This is a genomic window from Bradyrhizobium sp. (assembly GCF_047605465.1).
Classification (GTDB): Bacteria; Pseudomonadota; Alphaproteobacteria; order Rhizobiales; family Xanthobacteraceae; genus Bradyrhizobium.
Genome location: NZ_JASGFS010000028.1, coordinates 59,226 through 77,025, shown reverse-complemented (window position 1 = coordinate 77,025; position 17,800 = coordinate 59,226). Strand labels below are relative to the sequence as shown.

17 protein-coding genes are annotated in these 17,800 nt (G+C 60.5%); 10 read left to right on the top strand and 7 right to left on the bottom strand.

Annotated elements, in window-relative coordinates; genetic code table 11:
• Positions 1 to 410: 410 nt before the first annotated feature.
• Positions 411 to 1,244: a DUF72 domain-containing protein gene (locus QM712_RS20895; RefSeq protein WP_415025028.1), complete on the bottom strand. Its 834-nt coding sequence runs from the start codon at positions 1,242 to 1,244 to the stop codon at positions 411 to 413.
• A gap of 123 nt (positions 1,245 to 1,367) precedes the next feature.
• On the opposite strand from QM712_RS20895, the gene QM712_RS20890 reads away from it, so the two are divergent.
• Positions 1,368 to 2,789, top strand: a complete 1,422-nt coding sequence (locus QM712_RS20890; RefSeq protein ID WP_415025027.1) for a diguanylate cyclase domain-containing protein — start codon at positions 1,368 to 1,370, stop codon at positions 2,787 to 2,789.
• On the top strand, positions 2,789 to 5,005 hold the full coding sequence (locus QM712_RS20885) for a putative bifunctional diguanylate cyclase/phosphodiesterase (RefSeq protein ID WP_415025026.1): 2,217 nt from the start codon (positions 2,789 to 2,791) through the stop codon (positions 5,003 to 5,005). The genes QM712_RS20890 and QM712_RS20885 overlap by 1 nt, the downstream gene beginning before the upstream one ends.
• Positions 5,006 to 5,027: 22 nt before the next feature.
• Here QM712_RS20885 and QM712_RS20880 read toward each other — a convergent pair whose 3' ends face one another.
• The gene (locus QM712_RS20880) at positions 5,028 to 6,254 is read right to left on the bottom strand and encodes an FAD-dependent monooxygenase (RefSeq protein WP_415025025.1); all 1,227 of its coding nucleotides are present in this window, start codon (positions 6,252 to 6,254) and stop codon (positions 5,028 to 5,030) included.
• 97 nt (positions 6,255 to 6,351) lie between these two features.
• On the opposite strand from QM712_RS20880, the gene QM712_RS20875 reads away from it, so the two are divergent.
• Positions 6,352 to 6,933 carry a TetR/AcrR family transcriptional regulator gene (locus QM712_RS20875; RefSeq protein ID WP_415025024.1) on the top strand — a complete coding sequence of 194 codons (582 nt, stop codon included), beginning with the start codon at positions 6,352 to 6,354 and terminating at the stop codon, positions 6,931 to 6,933.
• Positions 6,934 to 7,056: 123 nt separating this feature from the next.
• Here QM712_RS20875 and QM712_RS20870 read toward each other — a convergent pair whose 3' ends face one another.
• Positions 7,057 to 8,715: a Na/Pi cotransporter family protein gene (locus tag QM712_RS20870; RefSeq protein ID WP_415025023.1), complete on the bottom strand. Its 1,659-nt coding sequence runs from the start codon at positions 8,713 to 8,715 to the stop codon at positions 7,057 to 7,059.
• A 391-nt stretch (positions 8,716 to 9,106) separates the two neighbouring features.
• On the opposite strand from QM712_RS20870, the gene QM712_RS20865 reads away from it, so the two are divergent.
• From QM712_RS20865 to QM712_RS20855, 3 genes are all read left to right on the top strand, one after another.
• Positions 9,107 to 10,582 carry a putative sulfate exporter family transporter gene (locus QM712_RS20865; RefSeq protein ID WP_415025022.1) on the top strand — a complete coding sequence of 492 codons (1,476 nt, stop codon included), beginning with the start codon at positions 9,107 to 9,109 and terminating at the stop codon, positions 10,580 to 10,582.
• A gap of 23 nt (positions 10,583 to 10,605) precedes the next feature.
• Positions 10,606 to 10,761 (top strand): hypothetical protein, encoded by a 156-nt coding sequence (locus QM712_RS20860; protein WP_415025021.1) that lies wholly within the window; start codon positions 10,606 to 10,608, stop codon positions 10,759 to 10,761.
• Between the two features lie 80 nt (positions 10,762 to 10,841).
• A complete protein-coding gene (locus QM712_RS20855) occupies positions 10,842 to 11,555 on the top strand; it encodes an acid phosphatase (RefSeq protein WP_415025020.1) in 714 nt (237 codons plus the stop codon).
• 89 nt (positions 11,556 to 11,644) lie between these two features.
• Here QM712_RS20855 and QM712_RS20850 read toward each other — a convergent pair whose 3' ends face one another.
• On the bottom strand, positions 11,645 to 12,652 hold the full coding sequence (locus QM712_RS20850; protein ID WP_415025019.1) for a PAS domain S-box protein: 1,008 nt from the start codon (positions 12,650 to 12,652) through the stop codon (positions 11,645 to 11,647).
• 219 nt (positions 12,653 to 12,871) lie between these two features.
• Here QM712_RS20850 and QM712_RS20845 point away from each other — a divergent pair, with 219 nt between their 5' ends.
• On the top strand, positions 12,872 to 13,237 hold the full coding sequence (locus QM712_RS20845) for a response regulator (protein WP_415025033.1): 366 nt from the start codon (positions 12,872 to 12,874) through the stop codon (positions 13,235 to 13,237).
• 120 nt (positions 13,238 to 13,357) lie between these two features.
• Here the strand turns inward: QM712_RS20845 and QM712_RS20840 are convergent, their stop codons facing one another.
• Positions 13,358 to 13,720 (bottom strand): hypothetical protein, encoded by a 363-nt coding sequence (locus tag QM712_RS20840; RefSeq protein WP_415025018.1) that lies wholly within the window; start codon positions 13,718 to 13,720, stop codon positions 13,358 to 13,360.
• Positions 13,705 to 13,992 carry a TetR/AcrR family transcriptional regulator gene (locus tag QM712_RS20835; RefSeq protein ID WP_415025017.1) on the bottom strand — a complete coding sequence of 96 codons (288 nt, stop codon included), beginning with the start codon at positions 13,990 to 13,992 and terminating at the stop codon, positions 13,705 to 13,707. Before QM712_RS20835 ends, QM712_RS20840 begins: the two co-directional genes overlap by 16 nt.
• Positions 13,993 to 14,062: 70 nt before the next feature.
• On the opposite strand from QM712_RS20835, the gene QM712_RS20830 reads away from it, so the two are divergent.
• From QM712_RS20830 to QM712_RS20820, 3 genes are all read left to right on the top strand, one after another.
• Positions 14,063 to 14,890, top strand: a complete 828-nt coding sequence (locus QM712_RS20830) for an FAD-dependent oxidoreductase (protein ID WP_415025016.1) — start codon at positions 14,063 to 14,065, stop codon at positions 14,888 to 14,890.
• Positions 14,871 to 15,233, top strand: a complete 363-nt coding sequence (locus QM712_RS20825; protein ID WP_415025015.1) for an FAD-dependent monooxygenase — start codon at positions 14,871 to 14,873, stop codon at positions 15,231 to 15,233. The genes QM712_RS20830 and QM712_RS20825 overlap by 20 nt, the downstream gene beginning before the upstream one ends.
• A gap of 538 nt (positions 15,234 to 15,771) precedes the next feature.
• Positions 15,772 to 16,917, top strand: coding sequence for an MFS transporter (locus tag QM712_RS20820; RefSeq protein ID WP_415025032.1), 1,146 nt, complete (start codon positions 15,772 to 15,774; stop codon positions 16,915 to 16,917).
• 91 nt (positions 16,918 to 17,008) lie between these two features.
• On the opposite strand, the gene QM712_RS20815 is transcribed toward QM712_RS20820, so the two are convergent.
• The gene (locus tag QM712_RS20815; RefSeq protein ID WP_415025014.1) at positions 17,009 to 17,764 is read right to left on the bottom strand and encodes an SDR family NAD(P)-dependent oxidoreductase; all 756 of its coding nucleotides are present in this window, start codon (positions 17,762 to 17,764) and stop codon (positions 17,009 to 17,011) included.
• Positions 17,765 to 17,800 lie beyond the last annotated feature (36 nt).

Genomic DNA, 17,800 nt, shown 5'->3' with positions numbered 1-17,800 from the left:
CTGAAGAGCAAAATGGTTACGAGCGGCACCGGACACGACCGGTGCCCGTCTCAGTTGGCGGGACCCTGACGGCATCCCGATCGTCGTATGACGACGCCGAAAAAATTTGGGAGTCGGGGAAAAGTTTCAAGAGCCCGACGAAATTTTTTTCGCCGGTCATCTTCGTAAGGTTCATGGGCTGCGCCAGGCCCAATGTCCGCCTGCGGCGTGGTGCGTCCGTAACCTTCTCCCTTTGGACTTCCAGCGGGCGAGACCGGGCGCGGTTGCGCAACTGCCCGGCAGCCCCGCCAGCCACCTCGCACAATGTCGGAGCCGCCATCGTTCCGCCTACGCCGCCTCGACCATCGGTTACCCTCAGGGGGGCCATGGGTGAAAGCCGATGCTCTGAAGCCGGCGTGCAACCAGATCGTTCATCGCAACGATGACGTCAGATCAAGCGCATTCCCCAAGGCACAACCGGCGGCCGTATTGTCGAAAATGCACCAAGTCGGCACGCTACGGCCGGCGCTGCGCCTCGCTTCAGTCGAGAGATGCTTAAGCGCCGCGCCATCGTAGTCCGAATAGTAAATCCGTGGTGAGCCGTGCCAACGGAAATATGCAAACCCATCCCAGCCACCTGGAATGTCGGCGCCGGAAACTGTCGCAGGATCGGTCGCCGCCCGGGATACGCGAAGATCGGCGAGCCATTTGTCGATGTTTGCTGTGAACCAATTCGGATGCCGCGGCTCGAGAACGATCGGGCAGCTGACCTGGGATCGGAGGTCTTGGAAGAAGCGACCGGCGGTTCCCTCGTCGAAACCGAATGTTGGTGGCAGTTGCACCAATAACGCGCCGAGTTTGTCGCCAAGACCAGACGCCTCTGTGAGAAAGTGGTCGAGCACGGCCTCGCAGTTTTGCAGTCTCGCCTCATGCGTGATCGCTTTCGGCATTTTCACGGAGAATAGAAAGTTCTCAGGTGTGGACCGCGCCCATCGTTCGTACGTTTTGCGCTGATGGGGCCGATAGAACGACGTATTGATCTCGACCGCATCCATCTGCCGGGCATACCGCTCCAGGTGGCTCCCGCCGATGGGCAGTCGTTCGGAATATCGAGCCGGGATGCTCCAGCCGGCCGTGCCAATTCTGACGAGCAAATCGAACCTCAAACGCGTCCCAATGCCGCGCGCCAAATCAATAACCGCAATTGAGAGGCCCACAACGACATTGCAACCGCAAGCCGATAACGCGTCTATGTAAAAATTCAATCTAATCGGGCAGGAATTCGTTTACTGCGTTTCTTGTTCGGTTCCTCAACTTATTCGAGTGTAATGCACCTAAATCAAGAGAACGCGTTTTTTGTTGACTGTAACAGTTGGCGAGAGTTCCGTATGGGTATCGCTATTTTACCAAAGGAAGAGGAAGCACGGGGCACGCTTCTCAAGCAATTTGCGATTCTCGACACGCCTCGAGAAGAAAAGTTCGATCGCATCGTTCGCCTGGCCTGCCGTCTGACCGGCGCACCGATTGGGTTGGTCACACTCGCCGATACCAATCGCATGTGGTTCAAGGCCTGCATGGGTCTCAGTTCGCAGGAACTTCCTCGCGAGCTCGCCTTCTGTCCCTACGCGCTGTCCTTGTCGGAGACCTTGGTCATCGAAGATGCATCTGCCGACCCGCGCTTTGCAGCCAACCCACTCGTCACTGGCCCGGACCATATTCGCTTTTACGCTGGCGCACAGCTTCGAACAACCGAGGGGATTGTTCTTGGTACGCTTTGCGTTCTTGATCGCACACCCAAGTGCCTCGACTCCACCGACATCGCGGCGCTCGAAGATCTCGCCCATGGCGTCATCGCCGAACTCGAGTTGCGACGTATCTCGGCGCGACTTGAGCGTCAGCTTGACGAACAGAAGCGCCTCGCCGATGAGCTCAGCCAAACCCAGGCTCGGCTGGAAGACTTTTTGGGAGCCACCTCCGATCTTCTCTGGGAGACCAATCGCGACCTCACCGTGGCCTACGGTGGCGGCGGCGAGATCGAAGGGCTGAACTTCGAAGCCTTCCGTGGCCTCTCCCTTGAACATGCGGTGGCGGCGTTTCCGCTTGGCGCGGATCGGCAGCGCTTCGCCGCCGACTTAGCTGACCGCGAGCCCTTCCGCCTCGTGCAATTCGGGCGGCGAAACGCCGACGGATCGGAAACTTGGGTCGAGACCAGCGGTAAGCCGATCTTTAGCGATGGCGACTTTCTGGGTTATCGCGGTGTCTCTCGGGACATCAGCACCCGGAAGGCCACGGAAGAGCGAATCCGCCGCATGGCGGATGAAGATCCACTGACAGGGCTCGCCAATCGACGGGCGTTTCAGAAGCGGCTGAACGACGTTCTGGATCGACGCACGCGCAACAGCGCCGGAAACGCGATCCTTCTCCTCGACATCGACCATTTCAAGGACGTCAATGACCGGTACGGGCACGACATCGGCGACCGGATGATCCGTGCCGTGGGACAACGCGTGGCCTCGGTCATCCGCGAGGGTGACACCCTGGCGCGGTTGGGCGGCGACGAGTTCGCGGTCATTCTGAAGTCCGTCGACAAGGCTATGGCCGAAGACATCGCCCAACGCATTGTGGCGTCTATGCGGGAGCCGATCACCACACCGGATGGCGAAGTGACGCCAAGCGTCAGCGTCGGCGTGGCTCTCGTGCAGGACAGGTCAACGGACGCAGACGCGGCGTTCAAGCGCGCTGATATCGCCCTCTACCAAGCCAAGAATGCGGGACGCGGGCGGTACGCATTCCTTGAGGGGAGGCACTGATGCCACACCGGGATGTCAAGCCAGCCGTCAACGAATCTGCGCGGCTGGCGGCAATCGCGGATTACGACCTCGAGCTGTCCCGGCCCGAGGCCGAGTTCGACCACGTCGTTGACCTTGCGTCTTCGCTCTTCAATGTTCCGATTAGCCTGATTTCGATCGTCGAAAGCGAGCACCAGTTCTTCAAGGCGCGGGTTGGCCTGGACGTCTGCTCGACCAGCCGGGATGTGTCTTTCTGCCGATTTGCGCTCGATCAGACCGAGCCATTGATCGTCGAAGATGCTTCGCTCGACCCCCGTTTCAAGGAAAATCCGCTGGTGCTCGGAGCGCCCTTCATCCGCTTCTACGCGGGCGCGCGGCTCCTGACCGAAGCTGGCTATCCGCTGGGAACGCTGTGCATCATCGATGACAAGCCCAGGCGGTTCTCATCGGACCAGGCGCAATTGCTGAAGAAGCTCGCACGCCTTGTGATGGACCGCCTCGAACTGCGCCGGTCAGAGCGAAAGCTTCGGGCCAGCCAGCAGCGGTTTGAGCGGATGACCCAGTCGGCCGCGAGCGCGCTGGTTTGTTCCGATAGTCAGGGGCGGATCACATTCTTCAATCGAGCCGCCGAGAAGATGTTCGGTGCCTCGGAAGCCGGCAGTCTCGGCCAGCCCTTCATTGACCTGTTTCCCGCTATGCAACGGGCCGTCATCCAGAACGAGATCGCGCGACAGCGACAGGAAGCGGATCCCGACTCCATCGGCCGCCTGCTGGAGATGGAAGCGCAGCGTCAGGGCGGCGAGACCTTCCCGATCAAGATCGGCCTGTCGACGTGGAGCGACGCCGACGGGCCGAATTGCGGCGCATTTATCATCGATATCACGCAGCGGATCGTCGCGCAGGAGCGCTTGCAAAACCTCGCGCATATCGACCAACTTACCGGTCTGCCGAACCGTGAGCGCTTCTTCCAGCTTGCGGATCAGGCGCTTCGGAAGGCAGATTGCGCGGCGTTGCTCCTGCTCGACCTCGATGGGTTCAAGGATATCAACGATACGCTGGGGCATTCCGCCGGCGACCGTCTGCTGCAGAATGTAGCCCGACGGCTCAAGCGCGCGATCGGGTCTGACCCCGGTATTCTAGGAAGGCTCGGCGGCGACGAGTTCGTTCTCTTCATTCCTGTGGCGAACGGGGCCTCGGATGCGGCCACCATCGCGACGACCATTATCGATCAGTTCAAGGAAGATTTTTCGATCGATGGCGACGCCTGTCATCTGAACACGAGCATCGGCATCGCACAAAGTCCCGCGGACGGCGAGACGATCGAAGCGCTGCTCGCCAGCGCCGATATGGCGCTTTATCGCGCCAAGGCGAGCGGCGGCGGCACCAGCGAAATTTTCACCGCTGATCTTAAAATGCACGCCGAAAGCCGACGCACGATGCAGACCGAACTGCGACAAGCCTTCGATGACCAGCAGTTCGAGCTGTTTTGGCAGCCCCAGGTCGACATGCGAACCAACGAAACTGTCGGCGCCGAGGTCCTGCTGCGATGGCGACATCCCGTCCTTGGACTGCGTTCACCCGGCGAGTTTTTGCCTGTTCTCGACAAGATGCTTCTGGCGAACGAAGTCGGCGATTGGGCGATCCGGACCGCACTCGCCCAGCTCGCGGATTGGGACGCCCGCGGGCTGCGGCGGATCCACGTTGGCGTGAACCTGTTTGAGCTGCAGTTTCGCTCCGGAACGCTTGCCCTCAAGACCATCGCCGAATTGGCCAGACATCACATCGGCCCGGACCGTCTCGAACTGGAGGTCACGGAAACCACAGCGATCAAGAGCGAGCAGGCGGTCCTCCGCGAACTGACGGCTCTTCGGCAGGCGGGTGTCGGTGTGGCTTTCGATGACTTCGGGACAGGTTATGCATCGTTGAGTCTACTGAAGCGCTTTCCGCTTAGTCGGCTAAAGGTCGATCAGACATTTGTCCGGGACATGACGGAGGATCGCGCCGACGCGGCGATCGTGGAATCCGTTCTGAAGCTCGGCACGACATTCGGGCTGGATGTGATCGCGGAGGGCGTCGAGACCGAAGAGCAGGCGTGCGCCCTTCGTAAGTTGGGCTGCAACGCGGGCCAGGGCTATCTCTACGGCAAACCGATGGCAGTGAAGCAGTTCGAGCAGCATTTGCTCCAACCACGGCGCGATGCTGCCGACGGCGGTCGCGCGATGAGGTCCGTCGGTTGAGCTGCTAAGGATGGCCATCAGTTTACCCGTAGACGGGAAGTTTCAGCGCATTGTGCGCGGCCTCAGCATCGGCATCTCGGTACTTCGTGGCTCCCGATTGATCGGAGCGAAGAGACGCTAGCATCTTGTCGCGCGCATCCAATTCCTGCTGCGACCGCGGGAAAAGAATGCTGGCTGTATCCCTCGTCGCGAGCGCTTGATTAGCCTCCATGTAGGGACGGACAGTACGCTCATAGGCGGCGAACGCCTCCGTGTGATTGTCGTGCCTGGCCAATTCGCCCGCCAGGACATAGGCGCCGACCATTGCCATGCTGGAGCCCTGACCTGCTCGGAAGGACGGCGCACAGGCGGCATCACCGACCAAAACGATCCTTCCCTTGGACCAGACGGGCATTCGTATCTGGCTCACCGTATCGAAAAAGAGGTCGTCCGCATGCCGCATCGCTTCCACCATGCGCGGCACTTGCCAGCCGCCGTCGGCAAACAGTGCAGCGGTCCGCTCGATCTGCTCCGCCTTCTCGGCGTGTTGACCGAAAGGCGGGGTGTCGGCGGCAAAGATCAGGAAGGCGAAAAGGTCCGGGTAGTCGCGAACTGCCAAGAAACCCGCGATGCGACCCGGTTCGGCATAAATGACGGCTTCCCGCGACAGTCCGAGGTCGTTCGGCATGGAGAAGAGATTGAACGCGAAGCCGAGATAGTGATTGTATGTTGTCTCGGGTCCGAACACGAGACGGCGCGTGTTTGAGTGCAGACCGTCTGCGCCGATCACGATGTCATAGCGCTCCTGTGCGCCGCTTTTGAAACGGACGTGGACCTCTTCCCCATCGTCCTTGATCGCCTCGATCGAGTCTCCGAAGCGGTAGCGTATCGTGGTGTTGCGTGTCAGGCCGTAAAGCATGTCGGTGAGCACCCCTCGCGGGAGTTCGACGTCCTGTCCGAGATCGTTGGCAGTGAGCTCATAGATCGGCATCGCTCCCAACGTCTCTCCCGCGCGTCCGACAAACTTCACGCTGCGCGAGCCGATATGCGCGGCGTCGATCTGAGTTCGTAATCCCATCCGCTCCGCCACCTTGAGAGCCGTGCCTCGGATATCGATCGGATAGCCCCCGCTTCGCACTGTCGGGGCACGCTCCACAACGGTGACGGCGAAGCCATAGCGGTCGAGCCAGTAGGCAAGCGTCGGCCCGGCGATACTGGCTCCGGAGATCAAAACCCGACGGCGAGCGCCGCGCGACAGATGGCTGGACATCGACATATCCCTCTCGAAATGTAAGATACATTGGTGTATCTAACACCCGAGCAGTCGATAAGCAAGATACGCGGGTGTATCTTATGGGGGACGCGTGATGCAGAGACGGCGGCGGGGGCCGGACCTTGAAGAGGCAATCCTTGATGCGGCCTGGGAAGAGCTGAACGAGAACGGGTATCGCGCGCTGACGATGGACGCCGTGGCGTCCCGCGCCGGCACGAGCCGGTCGGTCCTTGCGCGCCGCTGGGAGAGTCGCGCTGCGCTTGTTATCGCGGCGCTCCGCCGTCGTATGGCCGATTTTCCTGTAGATGTGCCGGATCGCGGCGACGTGCGCACCGAACTGATCGAAATGCTGGATCAAGCAGCCCAGCGCGCGACGGCGCTGGCGGAGGCCTTCGCGCTCTTCTCGATGGAGTATTCCCGACAGGAGGGCGGATCACCGAACGATATAAGGGCCACGCTGTTGGCGGGCGAGACGAGTAGTCTGACGTCGATCCTGGACCGCGGCGTCGCGCGCGCCGAAATCGACCCTCGAAAGCTGACGCCACCGATCGTCAGCCTGCTGCCCGATCTGTTTCGCAATCACGCCCTGACGACCTGGTCGGCGCCCGACGCGGATCTTCGCGCTGCTTGGATTGACACGATCTTCCTGCCGCTCGTCGCTGTCCGCAGCACTTGAGCGCCGGCCCATGACGCGTAGGCCGGCTGGTGCTGGAGAGACGGCCCGAACCCGATACCGTGAACGGATGACGGCAATCCGGCGGCCTGTGCCGCTGATAGGGAAGCCCACCTAGGCATCCTCTCAGTTGACGGACGTGATCCTGCTAGGGAGCAACGCACCGGTTTGCTCAAGGACCGGATAGGCTGCGGCGGCAACGATATGCGAATTTATCAGCTTCATGTCGCGCAGCAGATCGAGGTGAAGCGCACTGGCCTGGGCGACGTCCAGGGAGTTCGATCTCAGACGATTTAAGTGTGCAGCTGTTGCGATCGACTCGGCCTCGCGGAACGCAACCTTTTCGTCAGCAAGCAACAGCGCGGATCTCATATCCTCGGTGACTAGGAGCGAGGCTGCAGTCTGCAGGTTGGAGATCAGGCGGTCCATCATTGTCGTAAGTTCGGCCTGATCGTCCGCAGAGAAATTGAGGCCGCGCTTGAGTCCCTTCATGGCGCGCGGCAGCAAATTCCGGTCGATAACATCTCCGGCCTGCTCAAGGTTCATAGCGAAGGAGAGGATTTGCTCTAATCGCCGGTGATCTGCATCACTAAGTTCGTCGGGATCGATCGAGGTTAGAAATGCCTTGATTGCAGTGTTGAGGCGATCAAGAATATCGTCTTGTCGCTTCGTTTCACTGATAAGTCTGCGATCCTTCTTGGCTAATGCATCTCGCGCACCACGTAACATACCATCAAGAACATCCGCCAATCGCAGAGATTCCCGAGCCGCGGCACCGAGAGCAACGATCGGCGTCTCCTTGGTTGCCGCGTCGAGGTAGCGCGGGCGTGACGGGTCTTCCAGCCGAACGCGAGATGGCAGAAGCCGTTCCAACAGACGCGCGTAGGGAGTTAGCAGACCAATGAAAATGAATGCGAGAACGACATTGAACAGAGTGTGAAAATCGGCGACCGCACGGGCTTCGTCGGGCTCGAAGGTAACCATGATGCGCCCGATGGGCTCGATCGCCGCAAGGCAGATTCCAACGCCGGCAAGGCGGATCAGAAAGTTGCCGATGGGCACTCTTCGTGCTGCCGGGTCGTCGCTCGATGAACCTTCCAGGATGGGATTAATGGCCGTTCCCAGGTTGGCCCCGAGGACGAAGGCAAAGGCTGCATTCGGCGGGAGAGCGCCCTGGGATGCCAGCGACATCACGAATAACACCACGGCTACGCTCGAATGCACGGCCCACGTGATCGCGGCGCCCAGCAAGACAGCGACAAGCGGGACGGTCACCACCGCGCCAAGAAGCATGCGAAGGTTTGGCGTGTCTTCGAAGGGCGTCATCATCGTCAGCAATTGATGCAGCGCCAGCAACATCAGGCCGAGCCCGATGAAGACGCGTCCGAGGTCGTGCGCGCGCGTGCTGGAATCGCGCCGAAATAGTAGGACGCCAATCAGCACCAGAGCCGGCGAAACAGCCGCAACATTGAACGACATGACCTGGACGATTAATGTCGTGCCGACATTGGCGCCCAGCATCACGGCAAGCGCGGGCACCAGAGCAAGTAAGCCTCCCGCCGCAAAACCGGTCACCATGAGCCCCGTAGCCGTGCTGCTTTGCAGAACTGCCGTGACACCAAGGCCCGCAAGAAATGCGGTACCGCGATTACGGAGAGCTCCAGCAAGCAACGCACGCAGATTAGGGCCATAGGCACGCTGCACGCCGGTCTGCACCATGTGGGTACCCCAGAGGAGCAGCGCGATCGCACCAGCTAGATCGATCAAGGTGATGGAGAAGGTCATGCCTGTTCTTTCGTCCTGCGGCGTGCAGCGTCTTGATAGTCATTATAGTTTGCTAGCATCCTCATGCACGCGTCCTCTGTCGGACCTATCGATGCACCAGGCTTAGTGCCGTCGAGTCTGTGCCAGCCGCGCACTAGCGGGCGGTGATCATTCGCGACTCAGCATTCGTCGAAAACCTTACTCCCGCGCACAAGGATATCGCAGCATCGCGATCGGAAAGTGATCCTTTCGCCGCGACGGCTATGCAAAGAAGGACTGCACTGTGATGCGCCTAATAAAAGAAACGTTCGATTATTGCCGGTGCAGCATTTTTACATTGATATGACCGGCCGATAAATTCATACGCGCGTCACATTTGTGTGTCGCGCGACCTGCCGGGGGCCACGACCAAATGTCAGCAGACATCAGTGCTACCATTCCTCAATCAGCTTCTCTTAGGGCTCAAATCAACGAGGATTGGCTTGCCGTGATCATCGGCCTGCTTGTTTTCGGATTGGCCTTTCTGAGCCTTGCGGGAATAGATATCCTTGGCTGGGCTGTCACGACGACTGTCTATACCGACGTGACGAAAGCGCTGGCGCCATTTGCCAAGTCGTATAGTGGTCTCGGCGGTGCCGGTGCGCTACTTGCCACCTATGCCGCGTCACTGGTCGTTCTCAGCTTGGGCGTCGCGACACTTGGCGTCGATGTGAAGAAGTTCGCCCTCGCGTTTACGGCTGTATTCGCAATTTCCTACGCGAGCTGGATCGTTGGCAGTTACGCCTATATTGCCGCCGTAACTCCTGCCGAATTGCAACGGTTCGGCATCTCATGGTCGCTGAAGCTCACCAGCGAGGTCGGCCTAGTCGTCGCTCTCCTTGCCGGCGTCATCATCGCAAATTTCTTTCCGCGGTTCGCTGAATGGCTCAAGGAGGCTATTCGTCCCGAACTCTATATCAAGATCGCTATCGTCATCCTTGGCGCAACCATCGCGGTGACAGCGGCTGGACGGCTTAATCTGGCTTCGTCCCTGCTTATTCGCGGGATCGCGGCAATTGTCGAGGCCTACCTGATCTACTGGGCTGTCGTTTACTTCATTGCTCGGAAATGGTTTGGGTTCAGCCGCGAATGGTCGGTTCCGCTGGCCTCTGGCATCTCGATCTGTGGCGTGGCCGCCGCCATCGCGACGGGCGGAGCAATTAGGGCGCGCCCCGCTGTTCCGGTCCTGGTGTCGTCGCTCGTCGTGATCTTCGCCGTGGTCGAGGTGTTGATCCTCCCGTTTCTTGCGCAGGCGTTCCTGTGGCATGAGCCGCTGGTCGCAGGTGCCTGGATCGGCCTTGCGGTTAAGACGGACGGTGCAGCTGTTGCTGGTGGCGGCATTACTGAAGCGCTGATCCTAGCCAAGGCCGCAGGAGAGGGCATCAAATATCAGCCCGGCTGGATCGTCGCGACGACGACGACCGTCAAGATATTCATCGATATCTTCATCGCGATCTGGGCGTTCATCCTCGGCTATATCTGGACCAACCACATCAACAAGACATCCGACAAGGCGCAGGCATCCGAGATCTGGCAGCGATTTCCAAAGTTCATTCTCGGCTTCATTTTCGTATTCGCCGTCTCGCTGTGGTTGGCACTTGGGTCGAGCAGCGATGTCGCCAAGGCGCTACCGACGGCTGCGGGTGAAGCCAACGTCTTTCGTGTCCTCTTTTTCACGCTGACGTTTTTCTCGATCGGCGTGCTGGCGGATTTCCGCAAGCTCTGGCAGCAGGGCTTCGGAAAGCTCGCGGCGGTCTATGTCATCAGCTTGTTCGGATTTGTGATCTGGGTCGGATTGCTGATCTCCTGGCTGTTTTTCAGCGGGATAAAGCCACCACTCGTCAGCTGAGCGCTTCGAAGAGGAGACCAAACATGTCGGACAACAATCTCATCGCAGAACAAGAGACTAACCAGTTCGAGCCGCTGCTCCCGATCGAAAAGAAGCTGATCGGCTGGAGCCTTGGCATCGGCATCGCCCTGCTCATCATTTTGGTGGCGGTCAATCATATCTTCCCGGCTCAGCTGTGAGAGGTGCCAGGAAGTCGACCCGCGAAGCGGCGGGTTGGCTTCGCGAAACCGTCGGCTATCAATCCGCTAAAGATCGAGAGATGATGAACAGTCGTTTTCCAAGAGTGGCTGCCTCCGGCGTCGCAGCCGTGCTGACCTTCGCGCTGATGGTCATTACGAGCAATGTCCACGCTGAGACGGCTTACATCGCACCAGAGCAAGTTCCGTTGTCGGCACTCCTCGGTCCTCCGCCATCAGCTGAATCCGCACAGCAGAAACTTGATCTGAAGGCTGTTATCGACGCGCAGGCGGCGCGAACCGAAGCGCAAGTCGCCCGAGCGAAGGTAACGGCCGACTTGTCCGTATTCGCCTTCGCCGATGTTCTCGGGCCAGGCTTTGCGAAAGAGCACTTACCTAAAACGGCTCTCTTGTTTTCGCGAATTTATCATGACTCGGTTGCAAGCCTCGAAGTCACCAAGAACCTGTGGAAGCGGCCAAGACCCTTTGCGACCAACTCAGAGGTCAATCCAATCGAACGGCCTGGGAGCACTTCATACCCAAGTGGGAATGCTCTGCTCGGACAGCTTTATGCGATCGTGCTGGCCCATATCGTGCCTGAGAAAAGTGCAGAGATTTTCGCCAGAGGCCACGAGACCGGAGATAACCGCGTGATCGCTGGCGTCCACTATCCGACGGATCTTGCGGCTGGCCGTCAGGCTGCGGTCGCGATTGCTGTCGCTTTGTGGTCGGCCCCGACGTACCGCGAAGATCTTGCGGCCGCGACGGCCGAGCTCCGCGCCGCATTGAAATTGTAGCGGTGCCCGGCTGACCGTCGATTGGTCAGTCCCGACTACGTTACGGGTAAGCGTCGAAAGTCTCTGGCTCGTCGGCCTGCGATGCGACGTCACTGCGAGAGCGAGTCGACCGGGATCGTCAGGCGCGCAATCAACCCGTCGGCATTCCACTCCTTGGCAAGGGCCGCGTGCAGCGATTCCCGAATCATGGTCTCGAGGCGTGTCCCGAAACCAGCGCTGCCGTCTGGAGGTTTGACCGTCGGACCGCCGCGCTCGGCCCACGTCAGGTGAACCGCATCGCCCGCGTGCTCGACCGTGAATGCGATCGTGCCACTCGGTTTGGAGAGCGCACCATATTTGGCGCTGTTGGTCACGAGTTCATGCATGAGGAGGGCGACATTGGTCAGCTGTCGCGAACCGATCGCGACGTCGTCGCCGGTGAAGGTCAGTCGTGCCGCTCCACCATCCTGATAGGGTGCGAGCAGCCGGTCGAGGAGGCTTCGCAGGCTGGTCGCCGATTCCGAAGCCGTGTCGGACTCGAGGTTGGGAAGCGTCAGCTCATGCGCCGCTGACAGTGCCGACAGCCGCTCCCGGATCGAGGCCGCAAGCGCCGCCGGGGTCGCAGCGTTGCGGGCCGCCAGTGACACCAGTCCGCCGGTGAGCGCAAACAGGTTCTTGATGCGATGCTGCATCTCCCGCAGCAGCAACTTCTGCCGCTCCAGGGCGCCTTTGCGGTCACCGATGTCGCGGGCGATCTTCGAGGCGCCGATAATCTCGCCCGCCGCATTGCGAATGGGCGAGATCGTCAGCGAGATATCCAGCAGCGTTCCATCCTTACGGCGCCGCACCGTCTCGAAATGGTCGACCCGCTCGCCCGCGTGAATGCGGGCCAGGATCGCGGGCTCCTCTTCGAGACGATCGGCTGGGATCAGGATGGTGATCGATCGTCCGACGGCCTCTTCGGCGGTGTAGCCGAACAGACGCTCGGCGCCGCGGTTCCAGGTCGAGATCACGCCCTGCAGCGTCTTGCTGAGGATGGCGTCTTCCGAGGATTCAACGATCGCGGCCAGCATCGCAGCGGCGTCATGATCGTCGGTCGGGACTGCTGCAAATTGCAAGTTCGTTCTCGCCATCGTGGCCCTCTTGCAATCTTCACTGTCGCGGCGAAAGCCCGCTAAAGAATGCGCATCGCCCCAATATAAGCCTCCGTATGGGGAAGCGGGAGATACGCCGAAAAAGCCGCGTCAATTCGCGGATCAATTCGGACCGGCGGGCGTTAGGCGCATTACGGACACTAACCTATTGGTTTCGCCTTGGAAAACCCTGTCGTCCTCGTCGTGGAAGACGAGCCTCTGCTGCGCCTCGATGTCGTCGATTTCCTGCGTGATAGCGGCATGGAGGTCCGCGAGGCGGCCAATGCCGATCACGCCATCGGCGTTCTGGAGGAGGGGCATCCTGTCCATCTCGTCTTCACCGACATCGACATGCCCGGCTCGATGGACGGGCTTCGCCTGGCGCGGGTCGTCGCCGAGCGCTGGCCGCCAACCCGGATCATCGTCACGTCCGGCTTCCGCACGGTGGAAATCACGGACATTCCTGACGGCAGCGTGTTCTTCTCAAAGCCCTATCGCCCCGAGGATGTGATCGCCTCGATGCGGGAATTGTTGGCTGGCAGAACGGCCAGGCAAGCGCCGCGAAACTGACGTTCGGTTGCCAACCAAGCTTTAGCTCTGATCGAACTTGTCCACTCCAGATGGACAATTCAGGAGTATATCAAAGTGAGCGACCTTTGGTGGACCTGAAGCTGAGAAGGACTCACTTGTTCAGACGTAGGCCGTAGCCGCGAGTGCCGCGCCGACCCCGATTGTCCCTCGATCAATCAGATCCAGGAAAACACGGTTTGCATCATTGGCGTTGCGCGTGCGTCCGAAGCGCTCATGCGCCTGCGTGAATGCTACGCTCCAAACCGACGCGATCATTCCGGCGGCGAGATGCGCATCGGGATCGCCGCGCGGGCGGTTGACGGAATCGGCCAGAACGACCGCCAGCGCACGGATAAAGTCGTCGCGCATCTGCCGTGCACGCGCTTTTAGCGCTTCGCTCGCAAGCGCCGTCTCCACAAACAGATATGTACCGTCAAAGAGCGGGTAGGACGGATGAGGCTGTTCGATCAGGCGATGTGCCAAAACTCCTTGATGGGCGATATATCGACATCGCGATTTTGGACGGCCGCGAACGCGATCTCCCTCATCTCCTGCTCCCGATCGAAGAACAGATCCTCCTTGCGGGGAAAGTGGTTGAATACAGTCATTCGCCCGACGTCAGCCGCCTCCGCGATCTCGTCGATCGTCACCTGGTCGAAGCCCCGCTCAAAAAAGAGCCGGGTCGCGACATCGGAAATGGTTTGGCGTGTCAGCGCTCGCTTCCGCGTTCGACGCTCAACCGGTGGCTCGGACATGGCTTGCTTTCTAGACTGAGTACATTTATGGATCAAGTCCACATTCCTTGTAATGGAACTTCAGTGCGTCATGGTCAACCCGTCAACCCCCGCAGCGGTGAGCGCCGGTGCGACCCAACCGTCGGCGCTGATCAGCGGCGCCAGCTTCGCTGGCTTGGCGACCGCCTTTTGGATGACGAGACTTGGCTATCGCGTGACGGTGATCGAGCTTGCGAGCGGTTTGCGGCGGGGCGGCACCCCTGTCGATATCGAGGACGAGACGATCGAGATCCTCTCACGCATGGGGCTGTTGGAGGCGGTTCGCGCAAAAGCGTTGCCCCCGCGCGATTTCGAGTTCAAGGACGCGACGGACGCCACTTTGGGTGGGCTGAAAGCCGCCTCCGATGCTGGCGATCCACCTGAGCGGCGATATGAGATTCACCGAGACGATCTGCTCGACATCCTTTTGGGATCGTTGGACAGCTCGGTGGAAATTCTATTCGGACGATCTTTAAGTGAATTGGAGAACGGGCCAGCACGTGTGGCGGCCACGTTCAGCGACGGCTCGAAGGGCGACTACACCTTGGTGTTCGGGTGCGATGGCAATCGCTCAAATACCAGAAACCTCGTCTTCGAAGACGCGAATTCATCCTCCTACTTCATGGGAGGATACTTCTATCTGCGAGTCGTGCCAGAGACCGGTTTGCTTCCGGCAAACACCACACAGGTTTTTAGCGTGCCGGGGCTGACGGCCATGCTGAATGGCTACGACGATCCGCACCGACATAGCCCTGGCGTTTCGCTCCGATCGGCAGATCGACTACGACTATCGCGACAAGGCGCAACAACGCCGGCTCATTCAGGACCGCTTCGACGGGCTCGGATGGAAAGTGCCGGCGATGCTTGCGCGCGTCCATAAGGACGGCGACTTTTACTTCGACCAAGCGAACCAGATCAGGATGAAAAGCTGGTCGAAGGGGCGCGTCGCGCTCGTTGGCGACGCGGGATACTGCCTTTCTCCCCTCGCCGGCATGGGCGGGTCCATGGCCCTGATCGGTGCGGCGCGCCTGGCCGAAGCACTTCGACGCCACCCGGATGATCATGCCGTCGCGTTCCATGAATACGAAGACAAGCTTCGCCCCCTTGTGGAAGGCGTGCAGAAAAGAGCAGCGACCGATGGCATGTCGTTGCTGTTTCCGGCGGATGAATTCGAACTTGCAGAGCGTAACCGTAAGCTCCGCGAAGGAATCATAGAGCTGTGAGTCTCAACACCGGGGTCGAGAACCTTTGATTAGCGAAGCGGGTGCCTAGCCTCGACTAGCACCGCTTCGGTCCGTCAGAACGTCAGGACTTCAAGCCGCACGCGTCGCAAGCGCGACGATCCAGCCGCCGATTGTCGCGGCGAGGTCAGCCCTTCCATTCCGCCTCCCTCCACGTCCTGCCAGGCACGCTTGCGCAGCGAGAGGGAGACAGCGGGTGACCGATTTGCGCGGTTTATTGGCTTGGTTCGTATAATGCCCGTTTTCCGTTTCCCATAATTTGATCGTTGCGAAATCGCGCCGCGGCGCCGCCGGCGCACGTTGCTTATGGCGACAAAAGCAAGCGTTGGCCTTGGCGCAGCGACTTTGTTTCAGCGGCGCAGGGATTCGATGAGAACACAATCTGCAACGCATTCTGCTCTGGACTGCAGCCATTGTTCTGCTGAGGCGCTTCGCCGTCAGGCCAGTGATCTCGTCCCGTCAGTCTCCTGACGAAACCACGACCGTGACAAAATCTCCCTCTTTGTCCGAACCGCAAAGCATGAGGCCGACAAGCCCTATTGGGTTGGTCTGCCTTGCAGTCTTCTTCGGGTTGGCCGCGATGGGATTGCCTCTCCCGGTTCTGCCGCCCTACCTGGTTGGGCGGTTCGGATTCGAGATCGATGCGGTCGGATTGGTGATGGCCGCTCAATCTGCCGCCACGCTTTTGAGCCGGTTATGGGCTGGCCGCCTGGTGGATCGACGCGGACCGCGCCGCGCCGTTGCGATCGGCCTGACATCGATGTTGCTCGCCAGCATCGCATATGGATTGGCGACGCTCGGCATTGCAGCGAACACCGTGGACATCGCCTTGATCCTCGTCGGTCGCGTTCTCACAGGCATCGGCGAAGGGTTGGTCATCACCGGCGGCGGTGCATGGGCAGTGGGCCTGGTCGGCGTCAGCAGGGCGGGCTGGGCCATGTCCTGGATCGGGCTCGCGATGTTCGGCGGTCTCGCCCTTGGTGCGGGAGCAGGCGCCCTGTTCGAGTTTCACGCGGCGGTCACGATCATGGCCGCTGTGAGCATCGCCGGTCTTCTGATCGCTGGGCGGGCGCAGGCGATCGAGGTGCAGACAATCGCAAAGCGCACCCCGATGATGCAGATCGTCACCATCGTCTGGTGGCCGGGCCTCACCCTCGCTCTCTCGGTGTTCGGCCTCGCCGCGGTCTCATCCTTCGGGGTCCTTTTGTTCAATGACAAGGGTTGGCCGAATGGAGGAATGGCGGTCGCGCTGTTTGGGTTTGGACATGTCGCTGCCCGCCTCTTCCTGTCACGGTTGCCTGACAGGACGCACACGATTCTGCCGATGCTCGTCCTCATCCTTCTGGAGGGGGCAGGGATCCTGATGATAGCGACAGCGTCTGTCCCCGCCTTTGCATTCATGGGGGCCGCGTTGGCCGGCTTCGGCTTCTCGATGGTCTTTCCGATGATGGCCGTACCCATGCTGAGAGGCATTCCGGAATCCGCGCGCGGCACGGCCATCGGCATCTATGACGCATTTTTCGACATCGCCATGGGCGCCGCTGCTGTCACATGCGGATGGATGGCGCAGCGATGGGGCCTGCCCTTCGCGTTTTATGGCGCCGCGATCGCTGTCGTCGCGAGCATCGCATCTGCTGTGAAAGCGGCAGGGTCACGCAAGCAATAGAGCGTTGGAAGCGGCCTGCGCGGGCCGTTGCCGGACAGCGCAGGCGCTTTTCCGTCGTCGCGCCGAGTCTCGCGAGACCCGCCTTAGCAGCTCAGGCAGTGAAGCCTCCATTGACGTCGATGACTGAGCCGGTGGTGAAGCCACCATGCGGCCCCGCCAGGAAAACGACGGCGCCGGCGACCTCGCTCAGCTCGGCGAAGCGGTGGATCGCATGACTTTCGGTGATGATCGGCGGCAGCTTGCCTTTCGATCCCGCAGCCATGTCGGTATCCATCATGCCGGCCTGGACGACATTGACGGTGATGTTGCGGCGGCCGAGATCCCGCGCGGCGCCTTTTGTATAGCCGACGATGGCCGCCTTCGAGGCCGCGTAATCCGTCGTGCCCGGAAAGGCGATGCGCGTGCCGAGACCCGAGCCGATCGAGATGATGCGCCCGCCGTCGGGCAGCACCTTCGCAGCGGCGCGGATGTTGGCGATCACTCCGAAGGTGTTGATCGCCCATTGCCGGTCCATCGCCGCATTGTCGATCTCGGGATCGTCGATCGTCTTGCCCTGCCAGGCGACGGCGGCATTGTTGACGAGGATGTCGAGCTTGCCGAGTTTGTCCACCACCTCGCGGATGAGCGGCTCGGATGCCGCCGGATCGCCCTGGTCGGCCTTGATGGCGACAGCGCGGACGCCCTTCGCCTTCAGGCGTTCGACAACGGCGGCCGCCTTTTCGCCCGATGCGACGTAGCTGATCGCGACGTCAGCTCCCTGATCGGCGAGGGCATGGGCGATCGCGACGCCGAGGCCGCGCGATCCGCCGGTGACGAGGGCGACCGTGCCCGACAATGTCTTGCTCATGGGAAGCTCCTTGTTTTGATGTTTGGGATTCCGGTC

Excerpts from the sequence above, each read along its gene's own strand:
- QM712_RS20890 (WP_415025027.1), top strand. The coding sequence starts at position 1,368 with ATGGGTATCGCTATTTTACCAAAGGAAGAGGAAGCACGGGGCACGCTT.
- QM712_RS20885 (WP_415025026.1), top strand. The coding sequence starts at position 2,789 with ATGCCACACCGGGATGTCAAGCCAGCCGTCAACGAATCTGCGCGGCTG.
- QM712_RS20880 (WP_415025025.1), bottom strand. The coding sequence starts at position 6,254 with ATGTCCAGCCATCTGTCGCGCGGCGCTCGCCGTCGGGTTTTGATCTCC.
- QM712_RS20875 (WP_415025024.1), top strand. The coding sequence starts at position 6,352 with ATGCAGAGACGGCGGCGGGGGCCGGACCTTGAAGAGGCAATCCTTGAT.
- QM712_RS20870 (WP_415025023.1), bottom strand. The coding sequence starts at position 8,715 with ATGACCTTCTCCATCACCTTGATCGATCTAGCTGGTGCGATCGCGCTG.
- QM712_RS20865 (WP_415025022.1), top strand. The coding sequence starts at position 9,107 with ATGTCAGCAGACATCAGTGCTACCATTCCTCAATCAGCTTCTCTTAGG.
- QM712_RS20860 (WP_415025021.1), top strand. The coding sequence starts at position 10,606 with ATGTCGGACAACAATCTCATCGCAGAACAAGAGACTAACCAGTTCGAG.
- QM712_RS20855 (WP_415025020.1), top strand. The coding sequence starts at position 10,842 with ATGATGAACAGTCGTTTTCCAAGAGTGGCTGCCTCCGGCGTCGCAGCC.
- QM712_RS20835 (WP_415025017.1), bottom strand. The coding sequence starts at position 13,992 with ATGTCCGAGCCACCGGTTGAGCGTCGAACGCGGAAGCGAGCGCTGACA.
- QM712_RS20830 (WP_415025016.1), top strand. The coding sequence starts at position 14,063 with ATGGTCAACCCGTCAACCCCCGCAGCGGTGAGCGCCGGTGCGACCCAA.
- QM712_RS20825 (WP_415025015.1), top strand. The coding sequence starts at position 14,871 with ATGCTTGCGCGCGTCCATAAGGACGGCGACTTTTACTTCGACCAAGCG.
- QM712_RS20820 (WP_415025032.1), top strand. The coding sequence starts at position 15,772 with ATGAGGCCGACAAGCCCTATTGGGTTGGTCTGCCTTGCAGTCTTCTTC.
- QM712_RS20815 (WP_415025014.1), bottom strand. The coding sequence starts at position 17,764 with ATGAGCAAGACATTGTCGGGCACGGTCGCCCTCGTCACCGGCGGATCG.